At 59.9% G+C, this 26,760-nt stretch carries 25 protein-coding genes, 1 tRNA gene and 3 pseudogenes; 11 read left to right on the plus strand and 18 right to left on the minus strand.

Translation table 11 applies throughout. The features are described 5' to 3' along the window. The 8 genes from TZ03_RS11260 to TZ03_RS11295 all read left to right on the plus strand — a co-directional run bounded on the left by TZ03_RS11260 (position 1) and on the right by TZ03_RS11295 (position 7,352). Positions 1 to 666, plus strand: coding sequence for an amino acid ABC transporter permease (locus TZ03_RS11260; protein ID WP_051097679.1), 666 nt, complete (start codon positions 1 to 3; stop codon positions 664 to 666). Positions 667 to 694: 28 nt separating this feature from the next. Continuing rightward, positions 695 to 1,570, plus strand: a complete 876-nt coding sequence (dapA, locus tag TZ03_RS11265; protein WP_051097680.1) for a 4-hydroxy-tetrahydrodipicolinate synthase — start codon at positions 695 to 697, stop codon at positions 1,568 to 1,570. Between the two features lie 58 nt (positions 1,571 to 1,628). Beyond that, a complete protein-coding gene (locus TZ03_RS11270; RefSeq protein ID WP_051097681.1) occupies positions 1,629 to 2,909 on the plus strand; it encodes an NAD(P)/FAD-dependent oxidoreductase in 1,281 nt (426 codons plus the stop codon). Next, positions 2,906 to 4,387 carry an aldehyde dehydrogenase family protein gene (locus TZ03_RS11275; RefSeq protein WP_051097682.1) on the plus strand — a complete coding sequence of 494 codons (1,482 nt, stop codon included), beginning with the start codon at positions 2,906 to 2,908 and terminating at the stop codon, positions 4,385 to 4,387. The genes TZ03_RS11270 and TZ03_RS11275 overlap by 4 nt, the downstream gene beginning before the upstream one ends. 10 nt (positions 4,388 to 4,397) lie before the next feature. Beyond that, entirely contained in the window at positions 4,398 to 5,417 is a 1,020-nt protein-coding gene (locus tag TZ03_RS11280) for a proline racemase family protein (protein WP_051097683.1), read from the plus strand. A gap of 70 nt (positions 5,418 to 5,487) precedes the next feature. Beyond that, positions 5,488 to 5,637 carry a proline racemase family protein gene (locus TZ03_RS30060; protein WP_152645417.1) on the plus strand — a complete coding sequence of 50 codons (150 nt, stop codon included), beginning with the start codon at positions 5,488 to 5,490 and terminating at the stop codon, positions 5,635 to 5,637. A 69-nt stretch (positions 5,638 to 5,706) separates the two neighbouring features. Then, the gene (locus tag TZ03_RS11290) at positions 5,707 to 6,414 is read left to right on the plus strand and encodes a GntR family transcriptional regulator (RefSeq protein WP_051097685.1); all 708 of its coding nucleotides are present in this window, start codon (positions 5,707 to 5,709) and stop codon (positions 6,412 to 6,414) included. 182 nt (positions 6,415 to 6,596) lie between these two features. Further along, positions 6,597 to 7,352, plus strand: a complete 756-nt coding sequence (locus tag TZ03_RS11295) for an SDR family NAD(P)-dependent oxidoreductase (RefSeq protein ID WP_051097686.1) — start codon at positions 6,597 to 6,599, stop codon at positions 7,350 to 7,352. Between the two features lie 52 nt (positions 7,353 to 7,404). Here the strand turns inward: TZ03_RS11295 and TZ03_RS11300 are convergent, their stop codons facing one another. The 5 genes and pseudogenes from TZ03_RS11300 to TZ03_RS11315 form a co-directional block, all read right to left on the minus strand. Further along, complete coding sequence (locus TZ03_RS11300; RefSeq protein ID WP_051097687.1) at positions 7,405 to 8,025, minus strand: LysE family translocator; 621 nt, start codon at positions 8,023 to 8,025, stop codon at positions 7,405 to 7,407. A 61-nt stretch (positions 8,026 to 8,086) separates the two neighbouring features. Then, positions 8,087 to 8,390 (minus strand): annotated as a pseudogene (locus tag TZ03_RS31480) (TonB-dependent receptor); the annotation flags it as partial. Between the two features lie 291 nt (positions 8,391 to 8,681). Further along, positions 8,682 to 9,587 (minus strand): formylglycine-generating enzyme family protein, encoded by a 906-nt coding sequence (locus TZ03_RS11305; protein WP_051097688.1) that lies wholly within the window; start codon positions 9,585 to 9,587, stop codon positions 8,682 to 8,684. Then, the gene (locus TZ03_RS11310; protein ID WP_053388428.1) at positions 9,571 to 11,292 is read right to left on the minus strand and encodes an arylsulfatase; all 1,722 of its coding nucleotides are present in this window, start codon (positions 11,290 to 11,292) and stop codon (positions 9,571 to 9,573) included. The genes TZ03_RS11305 and TZ03_RS11310 overlap by 17 nt, the downstream gene beginning before the upstream one ends. Positions 11,293 to 11,347: 55 nt before the next feature. Then, the gene (locus tag TZ03_RS11315; protein ID WP_051097689.1) at positions 11,348 to 12,766 is read right to left on the minus strand and encodes an alginate export family protein; all 1,419 of its coding nucleotides are present in this window, start codon (positions 12,764 to 12,766) and stop codon (positions 11,348 to 11,350) included. 537 nt (positions 12,767 to 13,303) lie between these two features. On the opposite strand from TZ03_RS11315, the pseudogene TZ03_RS11320 reads away from it, so the two are divergent. Further along, positions 13,304 to 13,685: pseudogene (locus tag TZ03_RS11320) on the plus strand (ribonucleotide-diphosphate reductase subunit beta); the annotation flags it as partial. A gap of 162 nt (positions 13,686 to 13,847) precedes the next feature. On the opposite strand, the gene TZ03_RS11325 reads toward TZ03_RS11320, so the two are convergent. From TZ03_RS11325 to TZ03_RS31500, 4 genes and pseudogenes are all read right to left on the minus strand, one after another. After that, positions 13,848 to 14,786, minus strand: a complete 939-nt coding sequence (locus TZ03_RS11325; protein WP_051097691.1) for an AraC family transcriptional regulator — start codon at positions 14,784 to 14,786, stop codon at positions 13,848 to 13,850. Between the two features lie 11 nt (positions 14,787 to 14,797). Further along, a complete protein-coding gene (locus TZ03_RS11330) occupies positions 14,798 to 15,643 on the minus strand; it encodes an oxidoreductase (RefSeq protein ID WP_051097692.1) in 846 nt (281 codons plus the stop codon). 301 nt (positions 15,644 to 15,944) lie between these two features. After that, a pseudogene (locus TZ03_RS31965) lies at positions 15,945 to 17,313 on the minus strand (DNA-processing protein DprA). Then, on the minus strand, positions 17,310 to 18,011 hold the full coding sequence (locus TZ03_RS31500; RefSeq protein ID WP_236692809.1) for a hypothetical protein: 702 nt from the start codon (positions 18,009 to 18,011) through the stop codon (positions 17,310 to 17,312). Before TZ03_RS31500 ends, TZ03_RS31965 begins: the two are co-directional and overlap by 4 nt. Positions 18,012 to 18,245: 234 nt before the next feature. On the opposite strand from TZ03_RS31500, the gene TZ03_RS11345 reads away from it, so the two are divergent. After that, positions 18,246 to 18,533 carry a DUF1778 domain-containing protein gene (locus tag TZ03_RS11345; RefSeq protein WP_051097693.1) on the plus strand — a complete coding sequence of 96 codons (288 nt, stop codon included), beginning with the start codon at positions 18,246 to 18,248 and terminating at the stop codon, positions 18,531 to 18,533. After that, entirely contained in the window at positions 18,530 to 19,030 is a 501-nt protein-coding gene (locus TZ03_RS11350) for a GNAT family N-acetyltransferase (RefSeq protein ID WP_051097694.1), read from the plus strand. Before TZ03_RS11345 ends, TZ03_RS11350 begins: the two co-directional genes overlap by 4 nt. 192 nt (positions 19,031 to 19,222) lie before the next feature. On the opposite strand, the gene TZ03_RS11355 is transcribed toward TZ03_RS11350, so the two are convergent. From TZ03_RS11355 to thrS, 9 genes are all read right to left on the minus strand, one after another. Further along, positions 19,223 to 19,299: transfer RNA gene (locus TZ03_RS11355), tRNA-Pro, on the minus strand. Between the two features lie 104 nt (positions 19,300 to 19,403). After that, on the minus strand, positions 19,404 to 19,760 hold the full coding sequence (locus TZ03_RS11360; protein WP_003250681.1) for a MerR family transcriptional regulator: 357 nt from the start codon (positions 19,758 to 19,760) through the stop codon (positions 19,404 to 19,406). Continuing rightward, the gene (gene ihfA, locus TZ03_RS11365; protein WP_003250679.1) at positions 19,741 to 20,043 is read right to left on the minus strand and encodes an integration host factor subunit alpha; all 303 of its coding nucleotides are present in this window, start codon (positions 20,041 to 20,043) and stop codon (positions 19,741 to 19,743) included. The genes TZ03_RS11360 and ihfA overlap by 20 nt, the downstream gene beginning before the upstream one ends. A gap of 4 nt (positions 20,044 to 20,047) precedes the next feature. Then, positions 20,048 to 22,429 carry a phenylalanine--tRNA ligase subunit beta gene (gene pheT, locus TZ03_RS11370; RefSeq protein ID WP_051097695.1) on the minus strand — a complete coding sequence of 794 codons (2,382 nt, stop codon included), beginning with the start codon at positions 22,427 to 22,429 and terminating at the stop codon, positions 20,048 to 20,050. A 30-nt stretch (positions 22,430 to 22,459) separates the two neighbouring features. Continuing rightward, positions 22,460 to 23,476 (minus strand): phenylalanine--tRNA ligase subunit alpha, encoded by a 1,017-nt coding sequence (gene pheS / locus TZ03_RS11375; RefSeq protein ID WP_051097696.1) that lies wholly within the window; start codon positions 23,474 to 23,476, stop codon positions 22,460 to 22,462. A gap of 109 nt (positions 23,477 to 23,585) precedes the next feature. Next, positions 23,586 to 23,942 carry a 50S ribosomal protein L20 gene (rplT, locus tag TZ03_RS11380; RefSeq protein WP_003250671.1) on the minus strand — a complete coding sequence of 119 codons (357 nt, stop codon included), beginning with the start codon at positions 23,940 to 23,942 and terminating at the stop codon, positions 23,586 to 23,588. Between the two features lie 27 nt (positions 23,943 to 23,969). Continuing rightward, positions 23,970 to 24,164 carry a 50S ribosomal protein L35 gene (gene rpmI, locus TZ03_RS11385; RefSeq protein WP_003250667.1) on the minus strand — a complete coding sequence of 65 codons (195 nt, stop codon included), beginning with the start codon at positions 24,162 to 24,164 and terminating at the stop codon, positions 23,970 to 23,972. 61 nt (positions 24,165 to 24,225) lie between these two features. Continuing rightward, the gene (infC, locus tag TZ03_RS11390) at positions 24,226 to 24,777 is read right to left on the minus strand and encodes a translation initiation factor IF-3 (protein ID WP_177328455.1); all 552 of its coding nucleotides are present in this window, start codon (positions 24,775 to 24,777) and stop codon (positions 24,226 to 24,228) included. Then, a complete protein-coding gene (gene thrS, locus TZ03_RS11395) occupies positions 24,777 to 26,699 on the minus strand; it encodes a threonine--tRNA ligase (protein WP_051097697.1) in 1,923 nt (640 codons plus the stop codon). The genes infC and thrS overlap by 1 nt, the downstream gene beginning before the upstream one ends. Positions 26,700 to 26,760 lie beyond the last annotated feature (61 nt).

Below are 26,760 nucleotides of genomic sequence, written 5' to 3' on the forward strand. Positions count from 1 at the left end.
ATGCCACTCGATTTTTCGGTTGTTCTGGGCTACTGGCCCGTACTGCTCAAGGGCCTGGCCCTGACCCTGGCCTTCACCGGTCTGTGCGCCCTGCTCGGCAGCCTGCTTGGTTTTGCGGTCAGCCTGCTGCGCCAAGTGAAGCTCAAACTGGTGCGCCTGCCGCTGACCCTCTATGTGGAATTCTTCCGCGGCACGCCCCTGCTGATCCAGCTGTTCTGGGTGTTCTTCTGCTTCCCGGTGGTATTCGGGCTGGACATCCCGCCATACGTGTCGGTGCTGATCGCTCTGACCCTGTACATGGGTGCAATCACCAGCGAGACCTTCCGTGGCGCGCTGAAGTCGATCGCCAGCGAGCAGCACGACGCCTGCACCGCGCTGGGCCTGACTTCGAAGGTGAAGGTGCTCTACGTGATCTTCCCGCAGGCCCTGCTGCGCTCGGTTCCGCCACTGTTGTCGAACATCGTCAGCCTGTTCAAGGAGAGCGCATTGATCTCTTCGGTGGGTGTCGCTGACTTGATGTTCGTTGGCCAGAACATTTCCAACAGCACTGCCCGCCCGGTCGAGTTCCTCTCGGCGGTAGCGGTCATCTATTTCCTCGTGGCCTTCCCGCTGACCCGCATGGTCGGCGTGGTCGAAGGGCGCTTGCTGCGCCGCTACGCCTACTAAACCTCCCTTGATAACCTGGAGATCCACCATGAAACTGAATGGCATCCTGCCCGCCCTGGTCACCCCGTTCGACGCCGCCGGCAAAGTCGACCACGACACCCTGGCCTCGATCCTTGAGCACCAGCTCAAGGCCGGTGTCAGCGGCTTCGTGCCACTGGGCTCGACCGGTGAATACTACGCACTGACCAATGAAGAACGCCGCCAGATTCTGGCCACCGTCAAGGAAGTGGTCGGTGACCGCGGCACCCTGATCGCCGGCGCCAATGGCTCCTGCACCCGTGAAGTGCTGGAGCAGATCAAGCAGACCGTCGATGCCGGTTACACCAACCTGCTGATCGCCCCGCCGTACTACGCGCTGCCGTCCCAGGAAGAGCTGCTGGCTCACTACAACACCATTCTCGAGACCTTCCCCGAGATCAATGTTGTCCTCTACAACTACCCGATCCGTACCAACGTCGAGGTCGGTCTGGACGTGATTGCCGCACTGCACGAGCACCCACGTGTAATCGGCATCAAAGAGAGCAGCGGCAACCTGTTGCGCGCCATCGAAATCGGTGAAAAATACAAAGGCATCCAGCTGTCCTGCGGTTCCGACGACCAGGCCCTGGACTTCTACCTGTGGGGCGCTGACAGCTGGATCTGTGGCCCGGCCAACATCTTCCCGGAGAAGGTCGTGGCCTTCCACAAAGCCTTCACCAGCGGCGACATCCGTGGCGCCCAGCAAGTGATGCGCAGCCTGTTCCCGGCCATGGCCAACCTGGAAAGCGGCAAGTTCGTGCAGAAGGTCAAGTACGGCGCCGAGCTGGCTGGTTTCAAGGTCGGCAACGCCCGCGCACCGCTGCTGCCGCTGACCGATGAAGAAAAAGCCGAGTTCCGTAAAGTGTTCGAAGCTTCGCAGCAGTAAAGCAATACGGGGCCGCCCAGCGGCCCCTTCGCACTCTCTCTTGATACGAGACAGACTCATGAACACCCCACAATCGTCATCGCAGAACGCCGTAGTCATCGGCGGCGGTATCGTCGGTGTCTGCTGCGCACTGTACCTGCAGCGCGAAGGCCACAAGGTCACGCTCATCGACCCCGCCGCACCGGGCGACAGTACCGCCAAGTGGAGTTGCGGTCAGATGGCGGTCAGTGAAGTCATTCCACTGTCCAAGCCGGGCATCCTGATGAAGATCCCGGGCTGGCTGCTGGACCAGAAAGGCCCCCTGGCACTGCGCCCGAGCGCGCTGCCGGGCATCCTGCCCTGGTTCTTGCGTTTTCTGGCCTGCGCACGTTCGTCGAAGATCCATGAGATCGCCGAGGACATGGCGCGCCTGACCCAACATGTCTACACCGACTACGCCCCCTTGCTGGATGCCTGCCCGGACAAAACCTTGCTGGGCGACCGCCCGATCCTTGAGGTGTTCGACTCGCCAGCAGGTCTAGCCCACGAACGCCCGCACCTGGAACTGCGCAAGCAATTGGGCTTCAAGTCCGAAGAACTGGACGGCGCCGCCATCGGCGATCTGGAGCCGGCCCTGGCCGGCAAGTTCCAGCATGGCCTGATGTTCCCTGACTGGCGCGCCGTCAGCGATACCGAGGGCTTCATTGCCGCACTGACCGAAAGCTTCATCGCTCAAGGTGGCGTGCGTCTGCGTCAGAAGGCCGTGAAGATTGACGAAAATCACGACCGCGCCAGCGGTGTGACCCTGGCTGACGGCACCCGCCTGCCAGCGGACCACGTGGTAGTGGCGGCCGGGACGGGCGCGCGTCCGTTCTTTGACACCCTTGGGGTGAACATCCCGCTGGCCGGCATTGCTGGCTACCAGGCCGTGCTGCCCACGCCTGAAGTCGAAATCCGCCACTCGGTGATCTACGCCGATGGCGGCTTCTGCTTCGCCCCGATGACCCGCGGCCTGCAGATCGGCGGCACCATCGAATTCGCCGCCCCTGGCGCCGAACCGAACTTCAAGCGCGCCGAAATCATCATGGAAAAAGCGCGCCGCGTGCTGCCACAACTCAATACCCAGGGGATGGAGTTCGGCGTCGGCTATCGGCCGTTCCTGCCTGACACCAAACCAGTCATCGACCGCTCGCCCCGCCTGGCCAACGTGATCATGGCCTTCGGCCACGGCCAGCTCGGCCTGACCCTGGGCGCCACCACCGGCCGTCTGGTCGCCGACCTGGCTGCAAACCGTACACCGGCACAAAACCTGTCCGCATTCAGCGCTCGTCGCTTCGCCCTTATTGGAGGTACTGCATGAACCGCTACGACCAGTTCTACATCAATGGCCAATGGGTCAGCCCTGTCCAGGGCGGCAGTTTCAATTCGTATGATCCGAGCGACGAAAGCCTGATCACCAGCGTGGCATCGGGTACCGAAGAAGACATCGATATCGCGGTCAAGGCTGCCCGCGCCGCCTTCGACGAGGGCCCGTGGCCGCGCCTGAGCGGTGCCGAGCGTGGTGAGTACCTGCGCAAGATTGCCGACGGCATCCGTGCCCGCCAGGAAGAGCTGGCCGAACTGGAAGTGCGTGACAACGGCAAACCGTTCCCGGAAGCCATGTGGGACATCGGCGATACCGCCGGCTGCTTCGACTTCTACGCCAAACTGGCCGAGGAGCTGGACCGCTACCGCGAGAAGGATGTCGCACTGTCCGATGACCGTTTCAGCTCGATCGCCCGCAAGGAGCCAATCGGTGTAGCTGGCGCCATCGTGCCGTGGAACTTCCCGATGCTGATGGCTTCCTGGAAGATCGCCCCGGCCCTGGCCGCCGGTTGCAGCATCATCCTCAAGCCTGCCGAGCAGACCTCGCTGACCGCCCTGGAGCTGGCGCGCATTGCCGATGAAGCTGGCCTGCCAGCCGGTGTACTGAACATCGTCACCGGCCCAGGTTCCAAAGTGGGTGCAGCCCTCACCGCCCACCCAGGCGTGGACAAGCTGGCCTTCACCGGCAGCGTGCCGGTCGGTAGCCGCATCATGCAAGCTGCAGCCCAAGACATCAAAAACGTGACCCTGGAACTGGGTGGCAAGTCGCCGTTCGTGATCTTCGCCGACAGCGACATCGAAAAGGCCGTCGAGTGGATCATGTTCGGCATCTTCTGGAACAAGGGCGAAGTCTGCTCGGCCACCTCTCGCGTGTTGGTGGAGCGCTCGGCCTACGAGCCGCTGCTGGCCCGCCTGGCCGAAGAAACCCGCAAGATCAAGATCGGCAACGGCATGGAAGAAGGCGTGCTGCTCGGCCCGCTGGTCAATCGCAGCCAATACGAAGGCACGCTCAAAGCCATCTCCCGCGGCCTGGAAGAAGGTGCTCGCCTGGTATGCGGCGGCGAACGCCCGGCGCACCTGGACAAAGGCTTCTACCTGCAACCGACAGTGTTCGCCGATGTGCCGGAAGACAGCTGGATCTGGAACGAAGAAATATTCGCCCCTGTGGTCTGCATCCGTCCGTTCGACAGCGAAGAGGAAGCGGTCAAGTCGGCCAACAACTCGCGCTTCGGCCTGGGTGCTGCTGTCATGTCCAAGGACCTGGAGCGTTGTGAGCGCGTCGCACGCAAGTTCCGCGCCGGTATCGTCTGGATCAACTGCTCGCAGCCAACCTTTACCGAAGCACCATGGGGCGGTTACAAGACCAGCGGCATCGGTCGCGAATTGGGCGAATGGGGCCTGAACAACTATCTGGAAACCAAGCAGATCACCCGTTACGACAGCGAACAGCCTTGGGGCTGGTACATCAAGTGAGGTAACACCCATGCGTTGGAAACAGACGCTTCAGCTGGCTGAGGTGCACTGCGAAGGCGAGATCGGCAAGGTCATCACCGGGGGCGTCATCGGCGTCCCGGGTGCCACCATGCTCGACAAGATGAACTACATCAACGAAGTCGACGACAGCCTGCGCCGCCTGGTGACGCTGGAGCCGCGCGGCTGCCTGCAGATGTCAGTCAACTTGCTGCTGCCGCCCACTCGACCCGAGGCCCACGCCGGCTTCATTGTGCTGCAAGCCGATAAGGCCCATCCGATGTCAGGCAGCAACTGCATCTGTGTCGTCACTGCCCTACTTGAGCTGGGCATGGTGCCGATGCAGGAGCCAGAAACCACGGTCGTCCTCGATACGCCCGCAGGCCTCGTGACCGCTCGCGCCCAGTGCGCGGAAGGTCGCTGCCTGAACGTGTCGCTGGACATGGTGCCAGCCTTTGTCGAGCATCTGGACCTGGCGATCGAGACCGAAGCCTTCGGCACGATCAAGATCGATGTGGCGTTCGGCGGTGTGTACTACGCGCTGATCGACGTAGAGCAAGTCGGGCTCTCGATTGCACCGGAAAACGCCCGGCAGCTGGCCGATGCTGGCGTAGCGCTGAGAGAGGTGATCAACCGGCAACTGAACATTCAGCACCCACTACTTCCGTCGGTGAACGAGGTGGCGTATGTGATGTTCCGCAACCGTCTGGATGATCGCACCTACCAGACGTGTACCACCCTGCCCCCTGGCCGAGTGGACCGTTCCCCTTGTGGTACCGGCAGCTCGGCCAACCTGGCCACCCTGGCGGCACGCGGCAAGGTGCAGGCCGGCGATCACCTGGTATCGCGCTCGACCATCGGCGGCCAGTTCCAGATTGCCCTGCTCGGCAATACAGAAGTCGCCGGCAAGCCGGCGGTACTGCCACGGGTAACTGGGCGGGCCTGGCTGTATGGCCTTCAGCAGCTGGGCGTCGACCCGGACGATCCGCTCGCAGCAGGCTTCGTGCTCAGCGATACCTGGGGAGAAGGCTGACCGCAGTGGCCCTCTAGCCGTGCCCCCGGATCTTGGGCACGGCTTCCTGATGCCCCAACGGAGCAAAGCCATGCGTTTCAAGCAAATACTGTCTGTAGTGGATTGTCATGCCGAAGGTGAAAGCGGCAAGGTCATTGTCGGGGGTGTCGGCCAGGTAGCTGGGCAGACCATGTTCGACAAACGGGTCCATCTGGAAACCCACACTGCCATGAATCATTAGGCGGCCGACAGGAGTTGCACCATGACAAGGCCCGGCTTGTATGATACAGGCCAGAGCTAATGAGACCTGATGATGACTAAAGATAACGATAAAGAAAGTGGCGTGCGTCGCCACAGTGGGCGCTACATCTATGAAGAGCTGCGCAAACAGATTCTGACCCTGAAACTCAAGCCCGGGGTGCAGCTTGACGAAGTGTCGCTTGCCGCCCAATTTGGTCTGTCTCGCTCCCCCGTGCGGGATGCACTGGCTCGGCTTATTACTGAAGGTCTGGTGGTCATCCTTCCGAACCGTACAACCTTGGTTACACCATTCGAGATTGAAGAGTTCCCCAACTACATCTCCGCGCTGGATCTGATGCAACGTGCAGTCACCCGGCTGGCAGCCACTCAACATCGTCCGGAAGATCTCGAAAAAATCCGCAAGGCCGACGCCGACTACCTCAAGGCAGTAACAGAAGGTGACTTCCAGTCCATGTCGGAGTTGAACAAGGCCTTCCACATGGCCATTGCCCACGCCGGTCGCAACCCTTACTTCATCAACTACTACGAACGCCTTCTGGGCGAAGGTCAGCGTTTGCTTCACCTGCACTTCGACCATATCGTAAGCTCGGCCAGCACCCACAAACTGGGGCGCGACCATGACGAGATCATCGAGGCCATCGCCGCGCGTGATGCCGATGCCGCAGAAGCTGCAGCGCATGAGCACACCATGTTGTTCCAGCGGCGTTTCCTGGACTACATGCAGCAGAACCTTACAGCGCGCATGTCGGTGGCTTAAGGTACGAGAGATATCCAGGCGCGGACCAAGGCCTCAACCTGAGAGTCAAAGGCCGCGCGTACCTGCACTGCAGCACGCGCATGCTCCCCCACCCTGACCAGATCTCCTCCCTGCCCGTTTTGTGACGCTCGCGCTCTACAGCAACGAACAGACGTATCAACCACAACTCACCCGGAGTCGAGATGAACAGATTCGAGAACAAAGTGGCGATCGTGACTGGAGGTGCCGGCGGTATCGGCTCTGCGATAGCAGAGCGCCTGGCAAGCGAGGGGGCGACGGTCGTGGTCAGCGACGTCAATCTGCAAGCCGCACAAGAGGTTGCCAAGCAAATCGTAGGCTCCGGGGGCAAGGCAATTGCTCTGGCAGCGGACATCGGCTCGGGTGAGGCCTGCCGTGGACTAGTGAAATCAGTTGTCGAACAACTCGGGCGCATCGATATCTTGGTCAACAATGCCGGTATCAACCGACGCGGCAACCTCCTGGCACTGAGCGAGGACGATTGGCACAGCAGCTTCGCCATCAACCTGGACTCGATGTTCCACCTGTGCCGCGCCGTGCTGCCGATCATGATCGACAATGGCGCCGGCGCCATCGTCAACACCGCCTCACAATGGGGCCTCTACCCTGCCCCGGGCCATATTGCCTATAACGTCACGAAGGCTGCGGTAGCCTCGTTCACTCAGAATTTGGCGCGTGACTACGCCCCACAGAACATCCGTGTCAACGCCGTATGCCCAGGTGAAATTCACACTCCGATGCTTGAGGCCGGCGTGCTTCGTTCTGGCCGCACCATCGCTGATCTTGATCGGATGGTACCGTTCGGACGTATCGGCAAGCCTGAAGAGGTTGCTGCGCTGGTGGCATTCCTTGCTTCGGATGAAGCTGCATTCATGTGCGGGTCGCTGGTCGAGATCACTGGCGCCCAGGCAGTAGCCTGATTTGCGCGAGCCTGTCGCAGCCCATTGCTGGCTTGCGACAGGCTTGTGGCACTCAATGCTTGCTCAACGCCAGACGCGTGGCGAAAGCCACAAAGATCACACCGGTCGTACGGTCCATCCAGCGGATCACCTGCTCTCTACGCAGCACCGTCGCCAATGACTGGGTCGCACCGATCAACACCAACGACCACAGCAGACCAAGCAGTACGTGGATTGCGACCAGGCCGAACGTCCAGACAACCAGTGGCTGACCTTGCGGAATGAACTGGGGCAGGAACGAGACGTAGAAAATCCCCACTTTCGGATTCAGTACATTCCCCATCATCCCCTTCACGAACCAGTTTGAGGACGCCTTCGCCTCAGGCTCGGCTGCAGCCAGAGATTGGCGGGGACGCAGGAGCATGTTAAGGCCAAGGTAGGCCAGGTAGGCCGCACCACAGTATTTCAACAGGTTGTAGGCCAGCTCAGAGACCGCGATCAATGCGCCCAAGCCAAAAGCGACCGCGGCGCCCCATAGCAGGCATCCGGCATTGATGCCCAGTGCGGCACGAAAAGCCTGCGACCTGCCCTCGACCGTGGCAGTTCGCAAGATCAGTGCCGTGTCGAGGCCTGGCGTCAAGGTGAGAACGGTTGCCGCCAGGGTGAAAGCCAGCAAATTGTCGGTTACAGACATCGAGAAAACTCAGCACGTTGATTTCTGCGCCAAAGGCGCGTGAGGAAGTTGGGTTATCAGTCTACCGGAAGCGATACTCGAACCCAGCACCGGCATACCATGACCGCCCGGGGGCAGCTTCGTAATAGCGAGAGTTGCTGTCGCCGACAATGACAGACCCTACGTACTGCCGATCCATGATGTTGTCCAGCCGTACCAACTGGTGGAACGTCCATGACCCATGGCGCTGTTCAAAGCGGGTTCTCCAGTTGAATACCGCATAAGCCGGAGCCGGTGTCTTCCACATAGACTTTGCTGCGGTACTGCCCCTCAAGGCCCACGCTGACCGACGCTATCGGCTTCCAGACCAGCTCGCCATACACAGTGTCCTGAACAGTACCTACCGGAACCTGCCAGACCAGCTTGTGGGTCTTCAGGTTGACTGCCGACAGCGTACCGAAAGGCGGTGCCTGGCACGGTACGCCCAGCGCGGCGTGGCGTAACGTTCAAGGCAGGAAAGCGTGCACCGATAGTACATCCCGGCGGAAACTCCCTGGGGTCGGGCACGCTGGAGCCGCAGGACCGAGAACACCCAGGCCCTCCCCCATGCCAGGTAATGCCCGGTGGGTTTGAATTTCCTCCGCATGTTGCCCCACCGCTGGGTTGGCGATACGCCTTCATCGTCTAACACACCTGAAACCAATGTGAGAGCTAGAGGTGTCGGCCGCCTGCGGCGAGCGCGCTGGCGCCCGGTAGCGCTGGCAATAATTGGGCGCGCAGAGGTGCGAGCCCCCTTTGAGCACCAGCATTGCTCCACCACCCGCCCCGCCTGCGCAGCAGGACTTTCTGGGTACGGCATGGCTGCCTCGATACACACTCGTCGTCCATTCCCAGACATTGCCGATCATGTCGTGCAACCCGTAGCCATTGGCGGGGAAGGCCCCGACCGGCGAGGTGCGCTCATAGCCGCCGACGGCCAGGTTACGCCAGGGAAAATCGCCCTGCCAGGTATTTGCCATGTGTCGACCATCCAGGAGCAACTGATCCCCCCAGACGAATTCGCTATCCGAGCGGCCGCCCCAAGCGGCGAACTCCCATTCCGCCTCGGTCGGTAATTCACAGCCGGCCCAATGGGCATAAGCCAGGGCATCCTGCAATGCGACGTGAACCACGGGGTGATCTTCCAGGCCTTGCAAGTTCGACCCTGGGCCCAGCGGGTGGCGCCAGTCCGCGCCGGGTACCAGTGACCACCAGCGTTTTACGTCGTCCAGCCCGACAGGCGCGTCGGGCGGTGTGAACACAAGTGAGGCCGGTTGTAGAAAATTCACGGCTACGCCGGGGTAGTCATGCGGATCCAGGCAACGCTCGGCCTGGGTCACATGCCCGGTTTGGGACACGAATTCGGCGAACATGCGGTTGGTGACGGGTGTCGTCTGGATGGCGAAAGGCCCGACCTCTTCCTTGTGCGCGGGTGCCTCCTCGGGATAATGGGTGTCGGAGCCCATGAGGAAGCACCCGCCCTCTAGCCTGACCATCGGCGCACCAGCGGCGTCGATCAGGAAATGCTCAGGGGTGCTGGTCATCGGCTGTCTCGTAATGTTTGATTTCGTTGCCGAAACGGATCTTCGCTGCCAGCTGCGTGTCCCACTCGATACCATTGCGGGCCTGGCACTGCTGCCACTGCCTGAGCAATGAACTGACCACAGCAGGTTCGCGGCCTGCCAGGTCCTGACGCTCGGTGGGGTCCTTGCGGATATCGAACAGCTCCCATTGCCCGGTGCCCCATGGGGTGTTGCTGAAGGCCATCTTCCAAGGGCCCTGGCGCAGCGAAACACGGCCGAACAACTCAGTGCACTGGACCTCCTCGGCGGGGTGGATGCTGTCCTGGGCCTTGCGCAGGAAGCCCAGTGCAGACCTGCCTTGCATTCTCTCCACTCTCGCATCGTGAATGGACGGATGTTCGACGTGCGCGAGCTCCAGGAATGTGGGGGCCAGATCCTTCACGCTCATGTACACGTTGCTCTCCTCGCCGCGACGCATTCCCGGCCCCATGATGAATGCGGCTGTGCGGGTGCCGCCTTCGTAGGTGTAGGCCTTGAACATTCTGAACGGGGTCGAGCTGACCCGCGCCCAGTTGGGGCCATAGCCGCTGAAGGAGCTGGGCTTGCCGATATTGTCTAGCGAGTTGTCGAAGTTCTCGGCGATCCATTTGGCGGCGTTCGGCGTTACATCCTCTGGATTGCTACCCTCGGCACCATTATCGGAGAAGAACACGAACACCGTGTTGTCATACTGATCGGTGTCCTTGAGGTGCTTGATCAACCTGCCGACGTTGTCGTCGAGGTTGCTGATCATGCCGGCGTAGATCTCCATGCGCCGCGCCTCGAAGGCGCGCTCTCGCGCCGATAGTTTGTCCCAGCTGGGCCAAACCCCGGGCCCTGGGTTGATCTGCACATCCTGGGCAACCAGCCCCTTGGCTTTCATACGCTCCAGACGGGCTTGGGCGACGGTCGCGTAGCCCTTGTCGTAGGCGCCACGGTAGCGCTCCAGGTAAGCCGCCGGAACCTGCAGCGGCCAGTGCGGAGCGGTGTAGGCCAGGTAGGCGAAGAACGGTTTGTCGCCGGGGTGGTCGCCGATCTGGCGAATGGCCGTGGAGGTGAAAAAGTCCGAGGAATAGCCGAAGTCCTTCGGCAGATCGATGTTCTTGCCGTTCAGCCGGTAGGTCGCTTTCGGGGCCCTGTCGGATACGCCACCTTGGGTGAAATGGTTCGCCGCCCCTTCCAGCAGCGCGAAGGACTGGTCGAAACCACGCGCCGTCGGGCTAAGCTCCTCGGTCTTGCCCAAGTGCCACTTGCCTACCATCAATGTGCGGTAGCCGCCGGCCTGCAGCAGTTTTGGAAAGGCCACCACCCGGTCGGTCAGATAGCCTTCGTAACCGCGCTTGCCAGCTTGTTCCGGCAGGATCACCTCGGCCATCGTGCCGACGCCGGCGATATGGTTGTCGGTACCGCTCATGAGCATGGAGCGCGTCGGCGAACAGGTCGGCGCCGTATGATAGTTGCCGAGAATTACGCCTTGGTTGGCGATCGAGTCCAGGTTGGGTGTCTGGATCTCGCTACCGAATGCACTGAGGTCCGAATAGCCCATATCGTCGGCCACGATCAGTACGATGTTCGGCCGCGCCTGAGGGTCGAAGGTGGCCGCATGGCTCTGTGGCAGCGAAAGCAGGTTCAAGCCGCCCAGCAGGGCGATGGCACAGATCAGGTTTGGCTTGCGTACATCGATCATGACAGGTCTCCATTATTATTTTTCATGTCTCGATGCGGCGCCTGGCGGCACCGCCTCAGAATACGAACTGGGTATAGATCCCGAAGTAGTCGGTATCCGTTCCGCCGATATCTTCCAGCGCTCTGCCCGCCTGGACATGCGTATATGCGGCGTGCACTGTGGTGAACCGGTTGATGCGCCAGTCCAGGGAGAGGTTGGTATTGGTCGCGACATGCCGCGAGTTACCCTGGTTTGGGGCATAGGGCGCGCTGCTCGGCAGGTAATAGATGCCGTCATCGGTGCTTTGGCGCATCAGGTAGTCGATGTTCATCTCGGCCTTGAGATTTGGCGCAAACTGCAGCGACAACACCGGCGCGATGTTGATCAGGTTGGTGGTGGTGAACCAGTTGGCGTCGTTGTATACCAGCGCAGGGGCCAACGCCGGCGCGACGAAATCCCCTAGGGTATTGTCGTTTCTGTCATCGTCGCCACTGAACGCATTGGCCCTCAAACCCAGGCGCGGCTTGTACTTCAGCTCAGCGAAGGTGTAGCCCCATTGGCTCATCACGCCCCAGGCGCGAATGCTCTGGCCCGCGCTGTTACCGCCTTGCAGCACGGCTTCGATGTCGTAGTCCCAGGGCGAGGAGTGGCGGTAGAGTCGCACACCATAGCTGTTGCGCCGCTCGCTTCCCGAGGCGCTGGTGTAGGTCGCGTTGTCGCGCCCCACCGTGTAGGCGTAGATATCGACGTGACTGTCCAGGAGGTTCCAGACCGCAGCCCCGTACAAGCCGGAAAAGTCTTGGCTCTTGTCCCGTTGATCGTCGAATTTGAGCGGGTCGATCTGCGTGGGGCTGACGGAGAACAGCTCCCAGCGCGCCTTGTCAGGCGTGAACCAGGTCGCCTTCACACCATCGTAGGTGTACCGCACGTTCGCCCCATCCCGTATACCCACCAGCCGTACGCTGCCCAGCGGCATCACGAAGCGCCCAGCACGAATTTGCGCGGTGCCATAGGCGGGGGCCCCGGTCGCATACTCGACGAACATCTGTTGAAGGTCGACCTTGTCGCGGTTGAAGCGGCTCACACGCTCGGCGAAGAACTCGCGGTTGTCACCCAGTTCGGTGAATACACGCAGGCCATTGCTCAGGTTGAGGTCACCGCTGATGCGAAGCCGTTGCTGCAACATGCTGTTGGGATTGCTCTTGCCTCCCACACCAAGCAGGGCACGTTCATAGTCTTGGTACTGATAACGAATCTCCCCTCCTATCGACAGATAGTCCCGGGCATCGCTGGAAAGAGGGATGTAGCGGATCGAGCCGAGGAAATCCTGGTCACGGATTCGCGGATCGGCCAGGTACAGCGGCGAGTCCGCCCACGGAATGGTGCCGACCGCGGGTAACGGCAGGCTCCCTGCATCGCTCTCCATTGCGTTGGCGGATGCCGCAGCGAGAAAGCAGGGAATGGCACATAGCAAGGACTTCGGATTTTTCTTCATCGCTAGCCTTTTTTATTTTTGTTATTGCGTATCGGGCAGCGCGGGACCAATAGATCGGAGCCATCGCTGTCCAGGCCCATGTCGAGTGCGGATGAGCCTTCAACTGGACGGCGACCAAACTAAACGGCAGAAAACATATCGTCAACGATAAAATATATTTTTATGGATTAATCTACAAATTAGCCGTCTGATCATTGCTTGAGCATTCGGGCCAAGCGAGCCTGCACTGACGCAGCCTCAATCAGGCAGGGTCCTTCAAAGCCATCTGCGGATAATCACTAAACACCCCAACGCGGCACCACAGCATGTTGTGTTGATCGTTACCGAAAAATCCATATATTGTGTCAAAGGCGATCAGCAGACACACCATGTTGTGCTTTGTCTTTCTCCGCCACTAGGTAGGGTGTTCTCCTTCCCTGCGCCTATGAATGAAGCTGGGGAAGCGCCGATATAAAAATTGACTTTAAAGTCGGAATCGGTAAGGAAGATCACATGACGAATCGGAATCACGCTGAATCAACAAACCTGCCAGCAAACATGGCAACACCCGATTCGCCATGCAGCGTGAATGGTGGGCTCGATGACACAGGAAATTCTGCGGCAGAAACCGCAAGGAAGATTTGCGCAGCAGCCGTCGTCCGCGCCAAGAAGACGCTCAATTACTTGGACGTCGCTCAGGGAATGGCTGAGCTCGAAGGCACCGCCGCGCGGGTTGCTGTAGACGAAAAACGAATCATTAATTGCAGGGCTGATCTCAATCAGCTGGTACTGTTACGCTACGATTGGGCATGGCAGAAGTACTTGGACGGCTGCGCCAATCATTGGATGCTACAAGAGATCAATATGACTGCCGACATTGCGCTCTGGAAGAGCCAGGAAGGCCTGACCGAAGACGCGCCGCATCGTCATGCGTAACCTAGTGTCCTGTCTCGGAAATACGTTCTCTTTTGGCGAGTGGCTTGGGTGTTCGGCCAAGGCGCCGCGACGAGTCATAGCAGGGCTATGGCGAGGAGTGGCAACGCCGGCCGGGCGCCCAAGACGCCGCCAAAAGTGAACAGCTTATTTCCGAGACAGGCCCTACCTAGTGTGAAGAGACGAAATTCGAGGGTGCGTTCGATGCCGGCAAAGCGTACGTCGCTTTCATCCATTCAATCTCAGCATGGGGCGTGCGACCGAAAAATCGCTTGAACTCCCGGCTGAACTGCGACGGACTTTCATAACCCACATCGAACGCTGCAGCCGCAGCCGTGACATCAGTGCGCAGCATCAACAACCGCGCCTGGTGCAGCCGCGTGGACTTGAGATACTGCATGGGCGACGAGTCGGTGACCTTCCTGAAGTGCAGGTGAAAATTGGCCACGCTCATACTGGCCTCTTGCGCCAAAGCTTCGATGTTCAACTGTTCCTGATAGCAACTGTGAATCTTGCGGATTGCTCTGGTCACCTTCCCGAAATGTCCTTTTTGGCCAAGTGCAGCGCGCATGGAGCCGCCCTGCTCGCCAGCCAGGATGCGGTAGTAGATTTCACGCACCAGCGATGGGCCAAGAATCTTCGCCTCAACCGGAAGGGTCATAGCTTCCAGGAAGCGCAGAGTTGATTGGCGCAGCCCATCGTCCATCGGTGAAGAGTACATGCCTTTAGGCCGTGAAGAAGTCGGACCCAATGTTCGATCGATCTCCAGTATCAGCTCACCCGCCATTTTGAAATCCAGCTGCATGTACACGGCGAGCATCGGCTCATCCTCACTGGCGTCGGTCTCCATCGTAAAAGGCACTGGGACAGAAACAACCAGGTACTGCTGAGCATCGTAGATGTAGACCTCTTCACCCAGATACCCACGCTTTCGGCCCTGGCACAAGATCACGATACCGGGCTCATAAAGCACTGGCGTGCGGGCCAAGGGCCGGTTGGAACGCAGAAAGCGCACGTCATCCAATGGGCTCAAGTTGTAGCCTTCGAGCGGCGCCAATTGTTCCATCAACCGGATCATGCGTTGAGCGCAATCTGCACCTGAAACCATATACAACCTCCTTACTGGTCAAGTTCAGCGTCCGTTGAACGGGTCAACGCTTCCCACTGCGCGATATCTTTCAGAGACTGCTCCAGCTTGCCCCGCACAAGGCTCAGGGCATCGCTGCCGAGCAACAAGCGAGCAGGCGGATTAGCGCTGTCGATCAGTGCAAGCATGGCCTGCGCGGCTTTGCGCGGGTCACCGAGCTGCTTGCCGCTCTTCTCTTCGCGGGCTTGTCGTACAGGGTTGAAGCTGGCGTCGTAGTCCGCGATGCTGCGTGGTGTACGCTGCATCGAGCGGCCTGCCCAATCGGTACGGAACGAGCCTGGCGCCACAGCTGTAACTGTAATGTTGAACGGCCTGAGTTCCTTGCTGAGCGTGTCCGAGATACCTTCCAGCGCGAACTTGCTGCCGCAGTAGTAGGCAATACCCGGCATGGTGATCGTGCCGCCCATGGACGTGATGTTAATGATATGACCACTGCGGCGCTGCCGGAAGTACGGGATAAAGGCTTTGGTGACGGCGACAGCACCGAACACATTCACGTCGAACTGACGACGCATTTCATTCAGCGGCGACTCTTCGAAAATACCTTCGTGACCGTACCCAGCGTTGTTGACCAGCACATCCACCGGGCCGTGGCGGCTCTCTACCTCGGCAGCGACGCTGTCGATACGCTCGAAGTCGGTGACGTCCAGAATAACGCCGTGGGCCCGCTCGGACGACAAGGCTTCAAACGCCGCCAGGGCCTCCTTGTTACGGACGGTGCCGATCACGCGATGGCCAGCCATCAATGCCTCGGCGGCGAGTGCTTTGCCAAAGCCGCTGCTGACGCCGGTGATGAAAAGGTTTTTTGTGGTGCGCATGACAGAGTCCTCTTGGTTGATAGGCACCCATGGTATTGACGATGCGACAGCCGACCCATGCCGGATTATCTAGAAGCCTTGCCTATTCCTATATGCTCGCCAAGCGCTTTCGTTGCACCGATCAAGTCGGTGCAACGAAAGCGAAACATCATCTGCCAGTCATGGAGCAACGGCAGTACGACCAACACAACACCAAAGCCTTATCCGGCGGGGTCAGATAGAGCCCGATCACATCCCAGAATTTCTCCTCGAACTGAGGAGCATTGGATAGGGACACTAGGTCGCGCTCACCGCAGGGTAGCTAGAGCAGTCGTTTCTGCTTCAGGATGTAGCCCGCGGGCTTCTTCTGTTTCTCGATCAGCCCTTCATCGACCAGCCTCTGCAACCATACCTTGGCCTGCGTGTTGGAGACGTCCAGAGCGGTAGCCACTTCGGCATCTTTCATCGGTGCGTTCAAGAGCTGCTGAATCGCTACACGCACCGCTGCGAAGAGCACGTCGGCCGGGATCGATTCCGGCTGCGGTGACTCCTTGGTCTCGCCCACTGGCGCCAATGCTTCCGAAGTGGCTACTGGCAGTTCATCGGATGTCGCTGCGCATTAGAAACAGCTGGCTCGCTCTCGGTCGTAGGTAACGAAGCGGCATCTGGCGGTATAGGTCCCGTGGTGACGGCGGCCGGTGGTCCGTCAAGCAGCGATAAGCCAACCTGTGGAGAATCGGTGACCGTCGGCATCTGCACGTTGAACACTTCAGCGAACGTATCAACGTCTTGCGGATTCGGCCAAGGCAGCGCGCCTTTCTTTCGCAGAGCGTCCAGGCCGGCAGACGATTCGCCCGTCGAACGGACAAAGACGGGGACGAATTTGAGTTTGTCGAGCTGCTCGATGGCCCCCGCCCAAGTGCCGCCCTTGTTGAGGTCGGAACTCACCACCAGCGAAGCATCCGCCAAGGCATAAATCAGCTTGTTGCGCTGCATGGCATTGCCGACGTTGAACCCGGCGCTCGGATCGTAGGGGGGATCAGCACCAGTTGGCCATCAAGCAGCAGGTTGCGGTGCTCGCGGTTCATGGTGGTCTTTTCGAGGCTGTCTGCCAGTACGCCGCAGACCTTGCCACCCGCCTCAAGTGCACCACGCATGGCGGCTTGATCGATACCTTTGGCGCCGCCTGACACGAGCGCTCTATTAGCACTGGCAGCCAGTCGTCCGACCAACATGGTGTAGTCAATCAACTCATTGTCCACATAGCGAGACCCGACGACGGCAAGCCCACCGGTTTCCAGCAAGCCCATGTCACCACAGCCATAGAGGACAGCTGGTGCAGCTTCTCGCAGGCGAGCTTTCAGCCGACGCGGATACTCAGCATCGGCACGACTGACCACCCAAATGGCTCGAGCCTGCCAGCGCTCGACCACTTGGCTCAACAGAAATCCGCGCCCCAACAGTCGCTGCAGGCGGCTCTCGTCGATCACAGGCTGATACGCACGCAGGATTTCAGCCGCGTCTGGAGAGAGAAGATCGGCCGGCTGATGCTGGATCTCGCGTAAGTGACGGGCGAGGCGCTTGTACTCACCGGGCGAGAGCAGATCTGGCGATGCAGCGCCTCGTCCTGCAATGAGCGGCGCCGTCAGCAGCAGGATCGCCTGAGTATTGGGTGAAAGGACCGACGTCATTCGTCGTGCCCCGTCTGTGAGAGGGCCATCGGCCAAACCACACCACTGCCGCTCTTGCGCAGCAGCCATGCAGGCACCGTAAGCGTCCAGCGTGAATCCACCATGTCATCTACCAGGAGGACGGGCCCAGGCGGAATGGGCTGGCCGTTAAGTGCGAGCGAGCCATCAATGTTGCGTGCCTGTTGTGTACTGTTTGCCATCGTTTTCTGTTCGGGCCTTGCGTCTGTTTTCACGATGACCGTATGAAACGGCAGCCCCAGCACGGTAGCCAAGCGTTGTGCAAAATTCGGTACCAAATCGGGATGCCGAAGCGAAGGTACGCTGGTCAACCAAGTCGGCGCTGGTTGCGGATCCGACTCTTTGATCATTTTCACGCAGGCAGCAATGAGGTCATCTGAAAAATAACTGTCTTGGTATTTGCCCTGTCGAACCAAGCCGCCCCAGCCAGCGTCTCCCCAGACACATAGCGTTTTGCCGGAATCAGCCTGATGCTCGGGTGCGATGAATCCCTTGATGCCGTAGTGGGGCATCCCGCCATCGGGCCATTTCTTGCGCGGTTCAATGGGCAAGCTGGTGCGACGAAGAAATGCGACGGCCGCTTTGACCAGCTCAGCATCTACGCTTATAGGCAGTGGTGGTAAGGCAGGTTCAGTGACAGCACTTGGATCACCGTCGAGTGCTCCAATCAGAAAACCCATGTGCTCACCAAACGGCAAACTGACGTGGCCACCCTTTCGTAAGCCAATCGCGGAGGGACTTTTTCAACAGAATCGGTCGAAAGCAGCCGTCATCTGGCTAAAGAAATACACCCTGAATCACTCAGGAAAGCATTTCCACGGAGCTCCTGAAGGCTACCAGTATGAAGAGACATCGATAAGGCACCACTTTGACGTACAATACTTCACATCTACCCTGGAGTGGAGACTTTCGCCATGAACACAGCCTCAGACACCAAGCAGGAGCGGATCAACCTCCGCTTGCAGGACAGCGCCAAGAAAACCCTGGAGCGCGCCGCGAGCTTCGAGGGCAAGACCGTCAGCCAATTCATCCTGAACAGCGCACTGGCACATGCCGAGAAGACCATTCACGAGCATGAGGTCATGAGCCTGAAGGCGAGCGATGCCGAAGCGTTCTTCGATGCGCTGAGCAAGCCAGTCATGTTCAACAAGAAGTTGGCCGCCGTCCTTGAGAGTCACGAACAGCGTATCACCAGCCGATGATCGAGCGAGTCGATCTGCTCATCACGCCATTGGCCACCAACCATCACCGAGCCGGCTTCCAGTGCGGCGTAAACGCACTGGACGACTACCTACACAAGCAAGCCGGCCAAGACGTGAAGCGCCGCGTGAGCCGGGTATTCGTCGCCACTACGTTGGAGCAGCCAGACGTCATCACGGGTTACTACACCCTTTCCAGCCTGTCGATCGAGTTCGACCAGCTTCCCGAAAAGCTTGCTCGCAGACTGCCCCGCCACCCACTCCCCGCCGCCTTGCTCGGCCGCCTCGCCATCAGCCAGGATGCTCAGGGTCGTGGTATAGGCGGATTGCTGCTAGCCGATGCCATCAGGCGTACGCTGGCCATCAGCAATCAGATCGCAATCTACGCCCTGGTCGTCGATGTCATCTACGACCAGGTTCGGGGATTCTACGAGCAATACGGGTTCTTGCCGCTTGCTTCGGATAGCCGTCGCTTATTCCTGCCACTGCAATCCTTTTAATCTCTCGCCAGGCAGGAACACCCCTGCCGGCTCAGCTCGCACAAAGTCCTCCACCGATCCCTCCTCACGGGTAGTGACCAGCGCAAAAACACCGGTGGGGCAAAAAGTGGGGCAAAAATCGGAAGCCCTCAAAAACCAGCAGGCATAAAAAAATCCAGTCACCGCTAAGTGACTGGATTTTCTGGAGTATTTTGGTCGGGACGGAGTGATTCGAACACTCGACCCCTTGCACCCCATGCAAGTGCGCTACCGGGCTGCGCTACGCCCCGACTCTATTCTCGATACCGCTGAGAACGATGAAGAATCTACCCTAACCTCCTGATAAATGAAAGCTTTTTCTCAAAAAATTTCCACTAATCAGAAAAACCCAGGCTCACTTCTTCAACACCACCAACACATCCTCCAACTCGACAATCATCTGCCGAATCAGCTGCTTGTACTGGCTCGATTCATCCTTAGCCTCATCACTGGAGAGCCGCAACCGCGCCCCACCAATAGTGAACCCCTGATCATATAGCAAGGCGCGAATCTGGCGGATCATCAGCACATCCTGCCGCTGATAATACCGTCGGTTCCCGCGCCGCTTCACAGGGTTAAGCTGGTCGAACTCCTGCTCCCAATACCGCAGCACATGCGGCTTCACCGCACAAAGCTCACTCACCTCACCAATGGTGAAGTAGCGTTTGCCCGGTATGGGGGGCAGTTCGTCGTTATGGCTTGGTTCCAGCATAGGCCTCAACCCGGGCCTTCAACTTCTGCCCTGGACGAAAGGTGACGACGCGCCGTGCGGTGATCGGGATTTCTTCCCCTGTCTTGGGGTTGCGGCCCGGCCGCTGGCGTTTGTCGCGAAGATCGAAGTTGCCGAAACCGGACAGCTTGACCTGCTCGTTCTCTTCAAGTGCGTGCCGAATTTCTTCGAAAAACAGCTCGACCAGCTCCTTGGCCTCACGCTTGTTAAGCCCCAGCTCCTCGTACAGCCTTTCGGCCATCTCAGCTTTCGTCAGAGCACCCATGCCGTTATTTCCTTAACGTGGTGTTCAACCTTTGTTCGAGCGAGGTGAGGATGTTTTTCAGGGTAGTGTTCACCTCATCGTCGTTAAGAGTGCGCGATGGATGCTGCCAGGTCAAGCCGACGGCCAGGCTTTTTCTATCAGGATCAATGCCTTTACCTTGGTAGACATCAAACAGCCTGAGGTCTGTGAGCCATTCGCCTGCATTGTCACGAATTAATTCAAGCACCGCGCTAGAAGCTACATCACGTCCTGCGATCAAAGCCAGGTCACGACGGGTTTCCGGGAACTTGGACAGCTCGCTGAATTTCGGCAGGCGGCCTTCGACCACGTCACCCAGCACCAGCTCGAACAGGAACACCGGGCGGTCCAGGTCCAGGGCCTTGGCCAGCTCTGGGTGGATGGCGCCGAGGTAGCCGACCAGTTTGCCGTCGCGTTCGATGGCAGCGGTCTGGCCTGGGTGCAGGGCTGGGTGCTTGCCGGCGCTGAAGGTGAAGTCAGCCAGGGCACCGGAGTAGCCCAGCAGTGCTTCGACGTCGGCTTTGACGTCGAAGAAGTCGACGCCGTCGCGGCCGTTGGCCCAGCCTTCTGGCAGGCGGCTGCCGGTGACAACGCCGGCGATCATCGGCTGCTGCTGCAGGTCGCCGAGCTGGCCGACGAAGCGCAGGCCGCTTTCGAACAGGCGCACGCGGTCTTGCTGGCGGTTCAGGTTGTGCTGCAGTGCCTTGACCAGGCCCGGCCACAGCGAGGCGCGCATGGCGGCCATGTCGCTGGAGATAGGGTTGGCCAGCAGCAGCGGCTCTACGCCCGGGCTGAACAGTTCGAACAGTTTCGGGTCGATGAAGCTGTAGGTGATGGCTTCCTGATAGCCGCGGGCAACCAGCAGGCGGCGCAGGGTTGGCAGGTCACCGCGGGTTTCCGGCTTGCCCTTGGGCGCCAGGCGGGCTTGCGGGTAGCGCACCGGCAGGTTGTTGTAGCCGTACAGGCGGGCCAGCTCTTCGATCAGGTCCACTTCCAGGCTGATGTCGAAGCGGTGACTTGGAACGCTGACGGTCCACTCCCCTGCCCCATTGCTGGTAGTGGTCAGTTCCAGGGCGTTGAGCAGTTGCTCGACCTGGGCTGGGTCCATTTCCATGCCGAGCATCTGGGTGATGCGTTCGGCGCGCAGGGTAACCGGGGCCACTTGCGGCAGGTGCTGTGCGCTGACGGCTTCGACCACCGGGCCGGCTTCGCCGCCGACGATGTCCAGCAGCAGCTGGGTAGCGCGCTCCATGGCTTCGCGGGCCAGCTGCGAGTCGACGCCGCGCTCGTAGCGGTGCGAGGCATCGGTGTGCAGGCCGTAGGAGCGGGCTTTACCGGCGACGGAAATCGGCTCGAAGAAGGCGCTTTCGAGGAACAGGTCGCGGGTTTTTTCGGTGTTCACACCGCTGTGCTCGCCACCCATGACACCGGCGATGGCCAGGGCGCGGGTGTGGTCGGCGATAACCAGGGTGTCGGCGCGCAGGGCCACTTCCTGGCCGTCGAGCAGGACGAGTTTTTCGCCCTCTTCGGCCATGCGTACGCGGATGCCGCCGTTGATTTCTGCCAGGTCGAAGGCGTGCATCGGCTGGCCGAGTTCGAGCATCACGTAGTTGGTGATGTCGACGGCGGCGTCGATGCTGCGTACGTCGCTGCGGCGCAGGCGCTCGACCATCCACAGTGGGGTCGGCTTGCTCAGGTCGACATTACGGATGACGCGGCCCAGGTAGCGTGGGCAGGCAGTCGGGGCGCTGACTTCGACCGGGCGCACTTCGTCATGGGCAGCCGGCACGGCTGGTACCACCGGGCGGGTGACCGGGGTGTCGTACAGGGCGCTGACGTCGCGGGCCAGGCCGGCGATGGACAGGCAGTCACCGCGGTTCGGCGTAAGGCCGATTTCGATGCTGGCGTCGTCCAGGCTCAGGTACTGGCGAATGTCTTCGCCAACCGGGGCGTCGGCCGCCAGTTCCAGCAGGCCGTCGTTTTCTTCGCTGATCTGGAGCTCGGCAGCCGAGCAGAGCATGCCGAACGATTCGACGCCGCGCAGCTTGGCCTTCTTGATCTTGAAGTCGCCGGGCAATTCGGCGCCGATCATGGCGAACGGGATCTTGATGCCTGGGCGGGCGTTGGGAGCGCCGCAGACTACCTGGAAGGTTTCCTGGCCGTTGCTGACTTGGCACACGCGCAGCTTGTCGGCGTCGGGGTGCTGTTCGGTGGCGAGGATCTCGCCCACGACGATGCCGCTGAACTGCCCGGCGGCCGGGGTCACGCTGTCGACTTCGAGGCCGGCCATGGACAGGCGGGCGACGAGGTCATCACGAGAGACTTGCGGGTTTACCCAACCGCGCAGCCACTGTTCACTGAATTTCATGCTGTTCTCCTAGAAAGTGCGTCGATTGGCCTAGCGGAATTGGGCTAAGAACCGCAGGTCGTTGTCGAAGAACAGACGCAAATCGTTGACGCCATAGCGCAGCATGGCCAGTCGCTCGGCGCCCATGCCGAAGGCGAAGCCTTGGAACTCTTCAGGGTCGATGCCGGACATGCGCAGCACGTTCGGGTGCACCATGCCGCAGCCCATCACTTCCAGCCAGCCGGTCTGCTTGCACACGCGGCAGCCGTTGCCGGAACACATCACGCACTGGATGTCGACTTCGGCGGACGGCTCGGTGAAGGGGAAGAACGACGGGCGGAAACGTACCGCCAGTTCTTTTTCGAAGAATACGCGCAGGAATTCTTCGATGGTGCCCTTGAGGTCGGCGAAGTTGATATCGCGATCGATCAGCAGGCCTTCGACCTGGTGGAACATCGGCGAGTGGGTGATATCCGAGTCGCAACGGTACACGCGGCCCGGGCAGACAATGCGGATCGGCGGCTGGCTGGACTCCATGGTCCGCACCTGCACCGGCGAGGTGTGGGTGCGCAGCAGCATGTTGGCATTGAAATAGAAGGTGTCGTGCATCGCCCGGGCCGGGTGGTGGCCGGGGATGTTGAGCGCTTCGAAGTTGTGGTAGTCGTCTTCCACCTCGGGGCCTTCGGCAATGCCGTAGCCAATGTGGGTGAAGAACTGCTCGATGCGCTCGAGTGTACGGGTGATCGGGTGCAGGCCACCGGTGGCCTGGCCACGGCCTGGCAGGGTCACATCAATGCATTCGGCCGCCAGGCGAGCGCTGAGCTCGGCCTCTTCGAAGGCTGCCTTGCGTGCGTTGAGCACAACGGTGACGCGCTCTTTGGCGTCATTGATCAGCGCACCGACTTTCGGCCGCTCTTCGGCTGGCAAGTTGCCCAGGGTCTTCATCACCTGGGTCAGCTCGCCCTTCTTGCCGAGATAATTAACCCGGATCTGTTCCAGGGCATTGATGTCTTCAGCGCGCTCCACGGCCTCCAGGGCTTGAGAGACCAGCGCATCCAGGTTTTCCATGTACAGACTCCAGATACGAAAATAGGGGAAGAGCTTTGAAGGCTCTTCCCCTATCGATGACGTTCAATGCCCGACGGCGCTAGCGCCGCCGGGTGATTGTCGCGGGTACTTAAGCCAGAACGGCTTTAGCTTTCTCGACAATCGCAGCAAACGCCGCTTTTTCGTTCACTGCCAGATCGGCCAGAACCTTACGGTCGATTTCGATCGAAGCCTTTTTCAGGCCAGCAATCAGACGGCTGTAGGACAGACCGTTGGTGCGGGCACCGGCGTTGATACGAGCGATCCACAGTGCGCGGAACTGACGCTTCTTCTGACGACGGTCACGGTAGGCATATTGACCAGCCTTGATGACAGCCTGCTTGGCAACGCGGAATACGCGCGAGCGTGCACCGTAGTAGCCTTTAGCCAGTTTCAGAATTTTCTTGTGACGCTTACGAGCGATGACGCCACGCTTAACACGAGCCATGAGTAACTTCCTCTATCTAAACCAGAATTAACGTACGCGCAGCATGCGCTCGACTTTTGCCACGTCAGACGGGTGCAGCAGGCTGGCACCGCGCAGTTGACGCTTACGCTTGGTCGACATTTTGGTCAGGATGTGGCTCTTGAAAGCGTGCTTGTGCTTGAAGCCGGAAGCGGTCTTCAGGAAGCGCTTCGCAGCACCGCTCTTGGTTTTCATTTTTGGCATGTTGGAACTCCGCATTCGATAAAATTACACAATAATCATCAGGCCTGCCGTGCCCGGGAGATTACTTCTTCTTTTTGGGGGCGATGACCATCATAAGCTGGCGTCCTTCCATCTTCGGATGCTGCTCGACGGAGCCGTATTCGGCGAGGTCGGCTTCGACCCGCTTCAACAGCTCCATGCCCAGCTCCTGGTGGGCCATCTCACGGCCGCGGAATCTCAGAGAGATCTTGGCCTTGTCCCCATCGGTAAGGAAACGTACCAGGTTGCGTAGTTTTACCTGGTAATCCCCTTCTTCCGTCCCTGGACGAAACTTGATTTCTTTGATCTGGATCTGCTTCTGGTTTTTCTTGGCTTCGTTGGCCTGCTTCTTCTTCTCGAAGAGGTGCTTGCCGTAGTCCATCACCTTGCAGACAGGCGGTACCGCGTCTGCAGAGATCTCCACCAGATCCAGCTTCGCTTCTTCAGCGATACGAAGCGCTTCATCAATCGAGACGATGCCAACCTGCTCGCCGTCTGCGCCAATTAACCGAACCTCGCGGGCCGAGATATTCTCGTTGATCGGGGCCTTCGGTACAGCACGCTTATCGTTTCTCATTTCACGCTTAATAGTCATTACTCCGATTCTTGGCGACCACGCCGGGAAACCGCTTGTGTCAGCAGCTCAGCGAACTGGGCGACGGGCATGGAGCCCAGGTCTGCGCCTTCGCGAGTACGCACAGCGACGGTTTGCGTTTCGACTTCGCGATCCCCTATAACCAAAAGGTACGGGACCTTGAGCAAAGTATGCTCGCGGATTTTAAAGCCGATCTTCTCATTTCTCAAGTCCGACTTGGCACGGAAACCGCTACCGTTCAGGGTATTTTCCACCTCGAGGGCGAAATCGGCCTGTTTGTCGGTGATGTTCATGATCACCGCCTGGGTCGGTGCCAGCCAGGCAGGGAAGACGCCGGCGTAGTGCTCGATCAGCATGCCGATGAAGCGCTCGAACGAACCGAGGATGGCGCGGTGCAACATGACAGGGCGCACGCGGCTGTTATCTTCGGCGATATAGCTGGCATCCAGGCGTTCTGGCAGGTTCGGGTCGTACTGCAGGGTACCGCACTGCCAGTTACGGCCGAGGCAGTCGCGCAGGGTGAACTCGATCTTCGGGCCGTAGAAGGCACCCTCGCCTGGCTGGTATTCCCATTCCAGGCCAGATTCGTTCAAGGCGTCGGCCAGTGCGCCTTCGGCACGGTCCCACAGCTCTTCGGAACCCACGCGCTTGGCCGGGCGGGTCGACAGCTTCATGGCGATGTCGGTGAAGCCGAAGTCCTTGTACACGTCCAGGGTCAGCTTGATGAAGTCGGCGGCTTCTTTCTTCACCTGTTCTTCGGTGCAGAAGATGTGCGCGTCGTCCTGTACGAAGCCACGCACGCGCATGATGCCGTGCAGGGCGCCGGACGGCTCGTTACGGTGGCAGGCACCGAACTCGGCCAGGCGCAGCGGCAGGTCGCGGTAGCTCTTCAGGCCCTGGTTGAACACCTGCACGTGGCACGGGCAGTTCATCGGCTTTACCGCGTAGTCACGGCTTTCCGACGAAGTGGTGAACATGTTTTCGGCGTAGTTGGACCAGTGGCCGGAACGTTCCCAGAGGATACGGTCGACAACCTGCGGGGTCTTGATTTCCTGGTAGCCGTTGACGCGCTGAACCTGGCGCATGTACTGCTCGAGCACCTGGTACACGGTCCAGCCGTTGGCGTGCCAGAACACCATGCCCGGGGCTTCTTCCTGCAGGTGGAACAGGTCGAGCTGCTTGCCGATCTTGCGGTGGTCGCGTTTTTCCGCTTCTTCGATGCGCTGGATGTACGCCGCCAACTGCTTCTTGTCGGCCCAGGCGGTGCCGTACACGCGTTGCAGCTGCTCGTTCTTGGCATCGCCGCGCCAGTAGGCGCCAGACAGCTTGGTCAGCTTGAATGCCTTGAGGAAGCGGGTGTTCGGCACGTGCGGGCCACGGCACATGTCGACATATTCTTCGTGGTAGTACAGGCCCATGGCCTGTTCATCCGGCATGTCTTCGACCAGGCGCAGCTTGTAGTCTTCGCCACGGGCCTTGAACACATCGATGACTTCGGCGCGCGGGGTCATCTTCTTGACCACGTCGTAGTCTTTGTCGATCAGCTCCATCATGCGCTTTTCGATGGCGGCCATGTCTTCAGGGGTGAAGGGGCGCTCGTAGGCGATGTCGTAATAGAAGCCTTCGTCGATGACCGGGCCGATCACCATCCTGGCGGTCGGGTACAGCTGCTTCACTGCGTGGCCGACCAGGTGGGCGCACGAGTGACGGATGATCTCCAGTCCCTCTTCATCTTTAGGGGTGATGATCTGCAGGGTGGCGTCGTTGCTGATCAGGTCGCAGGCGTCGACCAGTTTGCCGTCGACCTTGCCGGCCACGGTGGCCTTGGCCAGGCCGGCGCCGATGGAGGCGGCTACTTCGGCTACGGATACGGCATGATCGAACGAACGTTGACTGCCATCGGGAAGAGTAATAACGGGCATGGCGCCTCCTCTCCTAGTGGTGACCCCTACCAAAGGTCACGTGGGTTGGGATGAGCCAGTA

This window comes from Pseudomonas sp. 10-1B, assembly GCF_000935045.1.
Taxonomy (GTDB): domain Bacteria; phylum Pseudomonadota; class Gammaproteobacteria; order Pseudomonadales; family Pseudomonadaceae; genus Aquipseudomonas.

Excerpts from the sequence above, each read along its gene's own strand:
- TZ03_RS30060 (WP_152645417.1), top strand. The coding sequence starts at position 5,488 with ATGCGTTTCAAGCAAATACTGTCTGTAGTGGATTGTCATGCCGAAGGT.
- TZ03_RS31500 (WP_236692809.1), bottom strand. The coding sequence starts at position 18,011 with ATGGGTTTTCTGATTGGAGCACTCGACGGTGATCCAAGTGCTGTCACT.
- TZ03_RS11300 (WP_051097687.1), bottom strand. The coding sequence starts at position 8,025 with ATGTCTGTAACCGACAATTTGCTGGCTTTCACCCTGGCGGCAACCGTT.
- TZ03_RS11290 (WP_051097685.1), top strand. The coding sequence starts at position 5,707 with ATGATGACTAAAGATAACGATAAAGAAAGTGGCGTGCGTCGCCACAGT.
- infC (WP_177328455.1), bottom strand. The coding sequence starts at position 24,777 with ATGACTATTAAGCGTGAAATGAGAAACGATAAGCGTGCTGTACCGAAG.
- pheT (WP_051097695.1), bottom strand. The coding sequence starts at position 22,429 with ATGAAATTCAGTGAACAGTGGCTGCGCGGTTGGGTAAACCCGCAAGTC.
- TZ03_RS11325 (WP_051097691.1), bottom strand. The coding sequence starts at position 14,786 with ATGGTTTCAGGTGCAGATTGCGCTCAACGCATGATCCGGTTGATGGAA.
- pheS (WP_051097696.1), bottom strand. The coding sequence starts at position 23,476 with ATGGAAAACCTGGATGCGCTGGTCTCTCAAGCCCTGGAGGCCGTGGAG.
- ihfA (WP_003250679.1), bottom strand. The coding sequence starts at position 20,043 with ATGGGTGCTCTGACGAAAGCTGAGATGGCCGAAAGGCTGTACGAGGAG.
- TZ03_RS11270 (WP_051097681.1), top strand. The coding sequence starts at position 1,629 with ATGAACACCCCACAATCGTCATCGCAGAACGCCGTAGTCATCGGCGGC.
- TZ03_RS11275 (WP_051097682.1), top strand. The coding sequence starts at position 2,906 with ATGAACCGCTACGACCAGTTCTACATCAATGGCCAATGGGTCAGCCCT.
- TZ03_RS11330 (WP_051097692.1), bottom strand. The coding sequence starts at position 15,643 with ATGCGCACCACAAAAAACCTTTTCATCACCGGCGTCAGCAGCGGCTTT.
- rplT (WP_003250671.1), bottom strand. The coding sequence starts at position 23,942 with ATGGCTCGTGTTAAGCGTGGCGTCATCGCTCGTAAGCGTCACAAGAAA.
- TZ03_RS11315 (WP_051097689.1), bottom strand. The coding sequence starts at position 12,766 with ATGAAGAAAAATCCGAAGTCCTTGCTATGTGCCATTCCCTGCTTTCTC.
- TZ03_RS11345 (WP_051097693.1), top strand. The coding sequence starts at position 18,246 with ATGAACACAGCCTCAGACACCAAGCAGGAGCGGATCAACCTCCGCTTG.
- TZ03_RS11260 (WP_051097679.1), top strand. The coding sequence starts at position 1 with ATGCCACTCGATTTTTCGGTTGTTCTGGGCTACTGGCCCGTACTGCTC.
- TZ03_RS11310 (WP_053388428.1), bottom strand. The coding sequence starts at position 11,292 with ATGATCGATGTACGCAAGCCAAACCTGATCTGTGCCATCGCCCTGCTG.
- thrS (WP_051097697.1), bottom strand. The coding sequence starts at position 26,699 with ATGCCCGTTATTACTCTTCCCGATGGCAGTCAACGTTCGTTCGATCAT.
- rpmI (WP_003250667.1), bottom strand. The coding sequence starts at position 24,164 with ATGCCAAAAATGAAAACCAAGAGCGGTGCTGCGAAGCGCTTCCTGAAG.
- TZ03_RS11360 (WP_003250681.1), bottom strand. The coding sequence starts at position 19,760 with ATGCTGGAACCAAGCCATAACGACGAACTGCCCCCCATACCGGGCAAA.
- TZ03_RS11295 (WP_051097686.1), top strand. The coding sequence starts at position 6,597 with ATGAACAGATTCGAGAACAAAGTGGCGATCGTGACTGGAGGTGCCGGC.
- dapA (WP_051097680.1), top strand. The coding sequence starts at position 695 with ATGAAACTGAATGGCATCCTGCCCGCCCTGGTCACCCCGTTCGACGCC.
- TZ03_RS11350 (WP_051097694.1), top strand. The coding sequence starts at position 18,530 with ATGATCGAGCGAGTCGATCTGCTCATCACGCCATTGGCCACCAACCAT.
- TZ03_RS11280 (WP_051097683.1), top strand. The coding sequence starts at position 4,398 with ATGCGTTGGAAACAGACGCTTCAGCTGGCTGAGGTGCACTGCGAAGGC.
- TZ03_RS11305 (WP_051097688.1), bottom strand. The coding sequence starts at position 9,587 with ATGACCAGCACCCCTGAGCATTTCCTGATCGACGCCGCTGGTGCGCCG.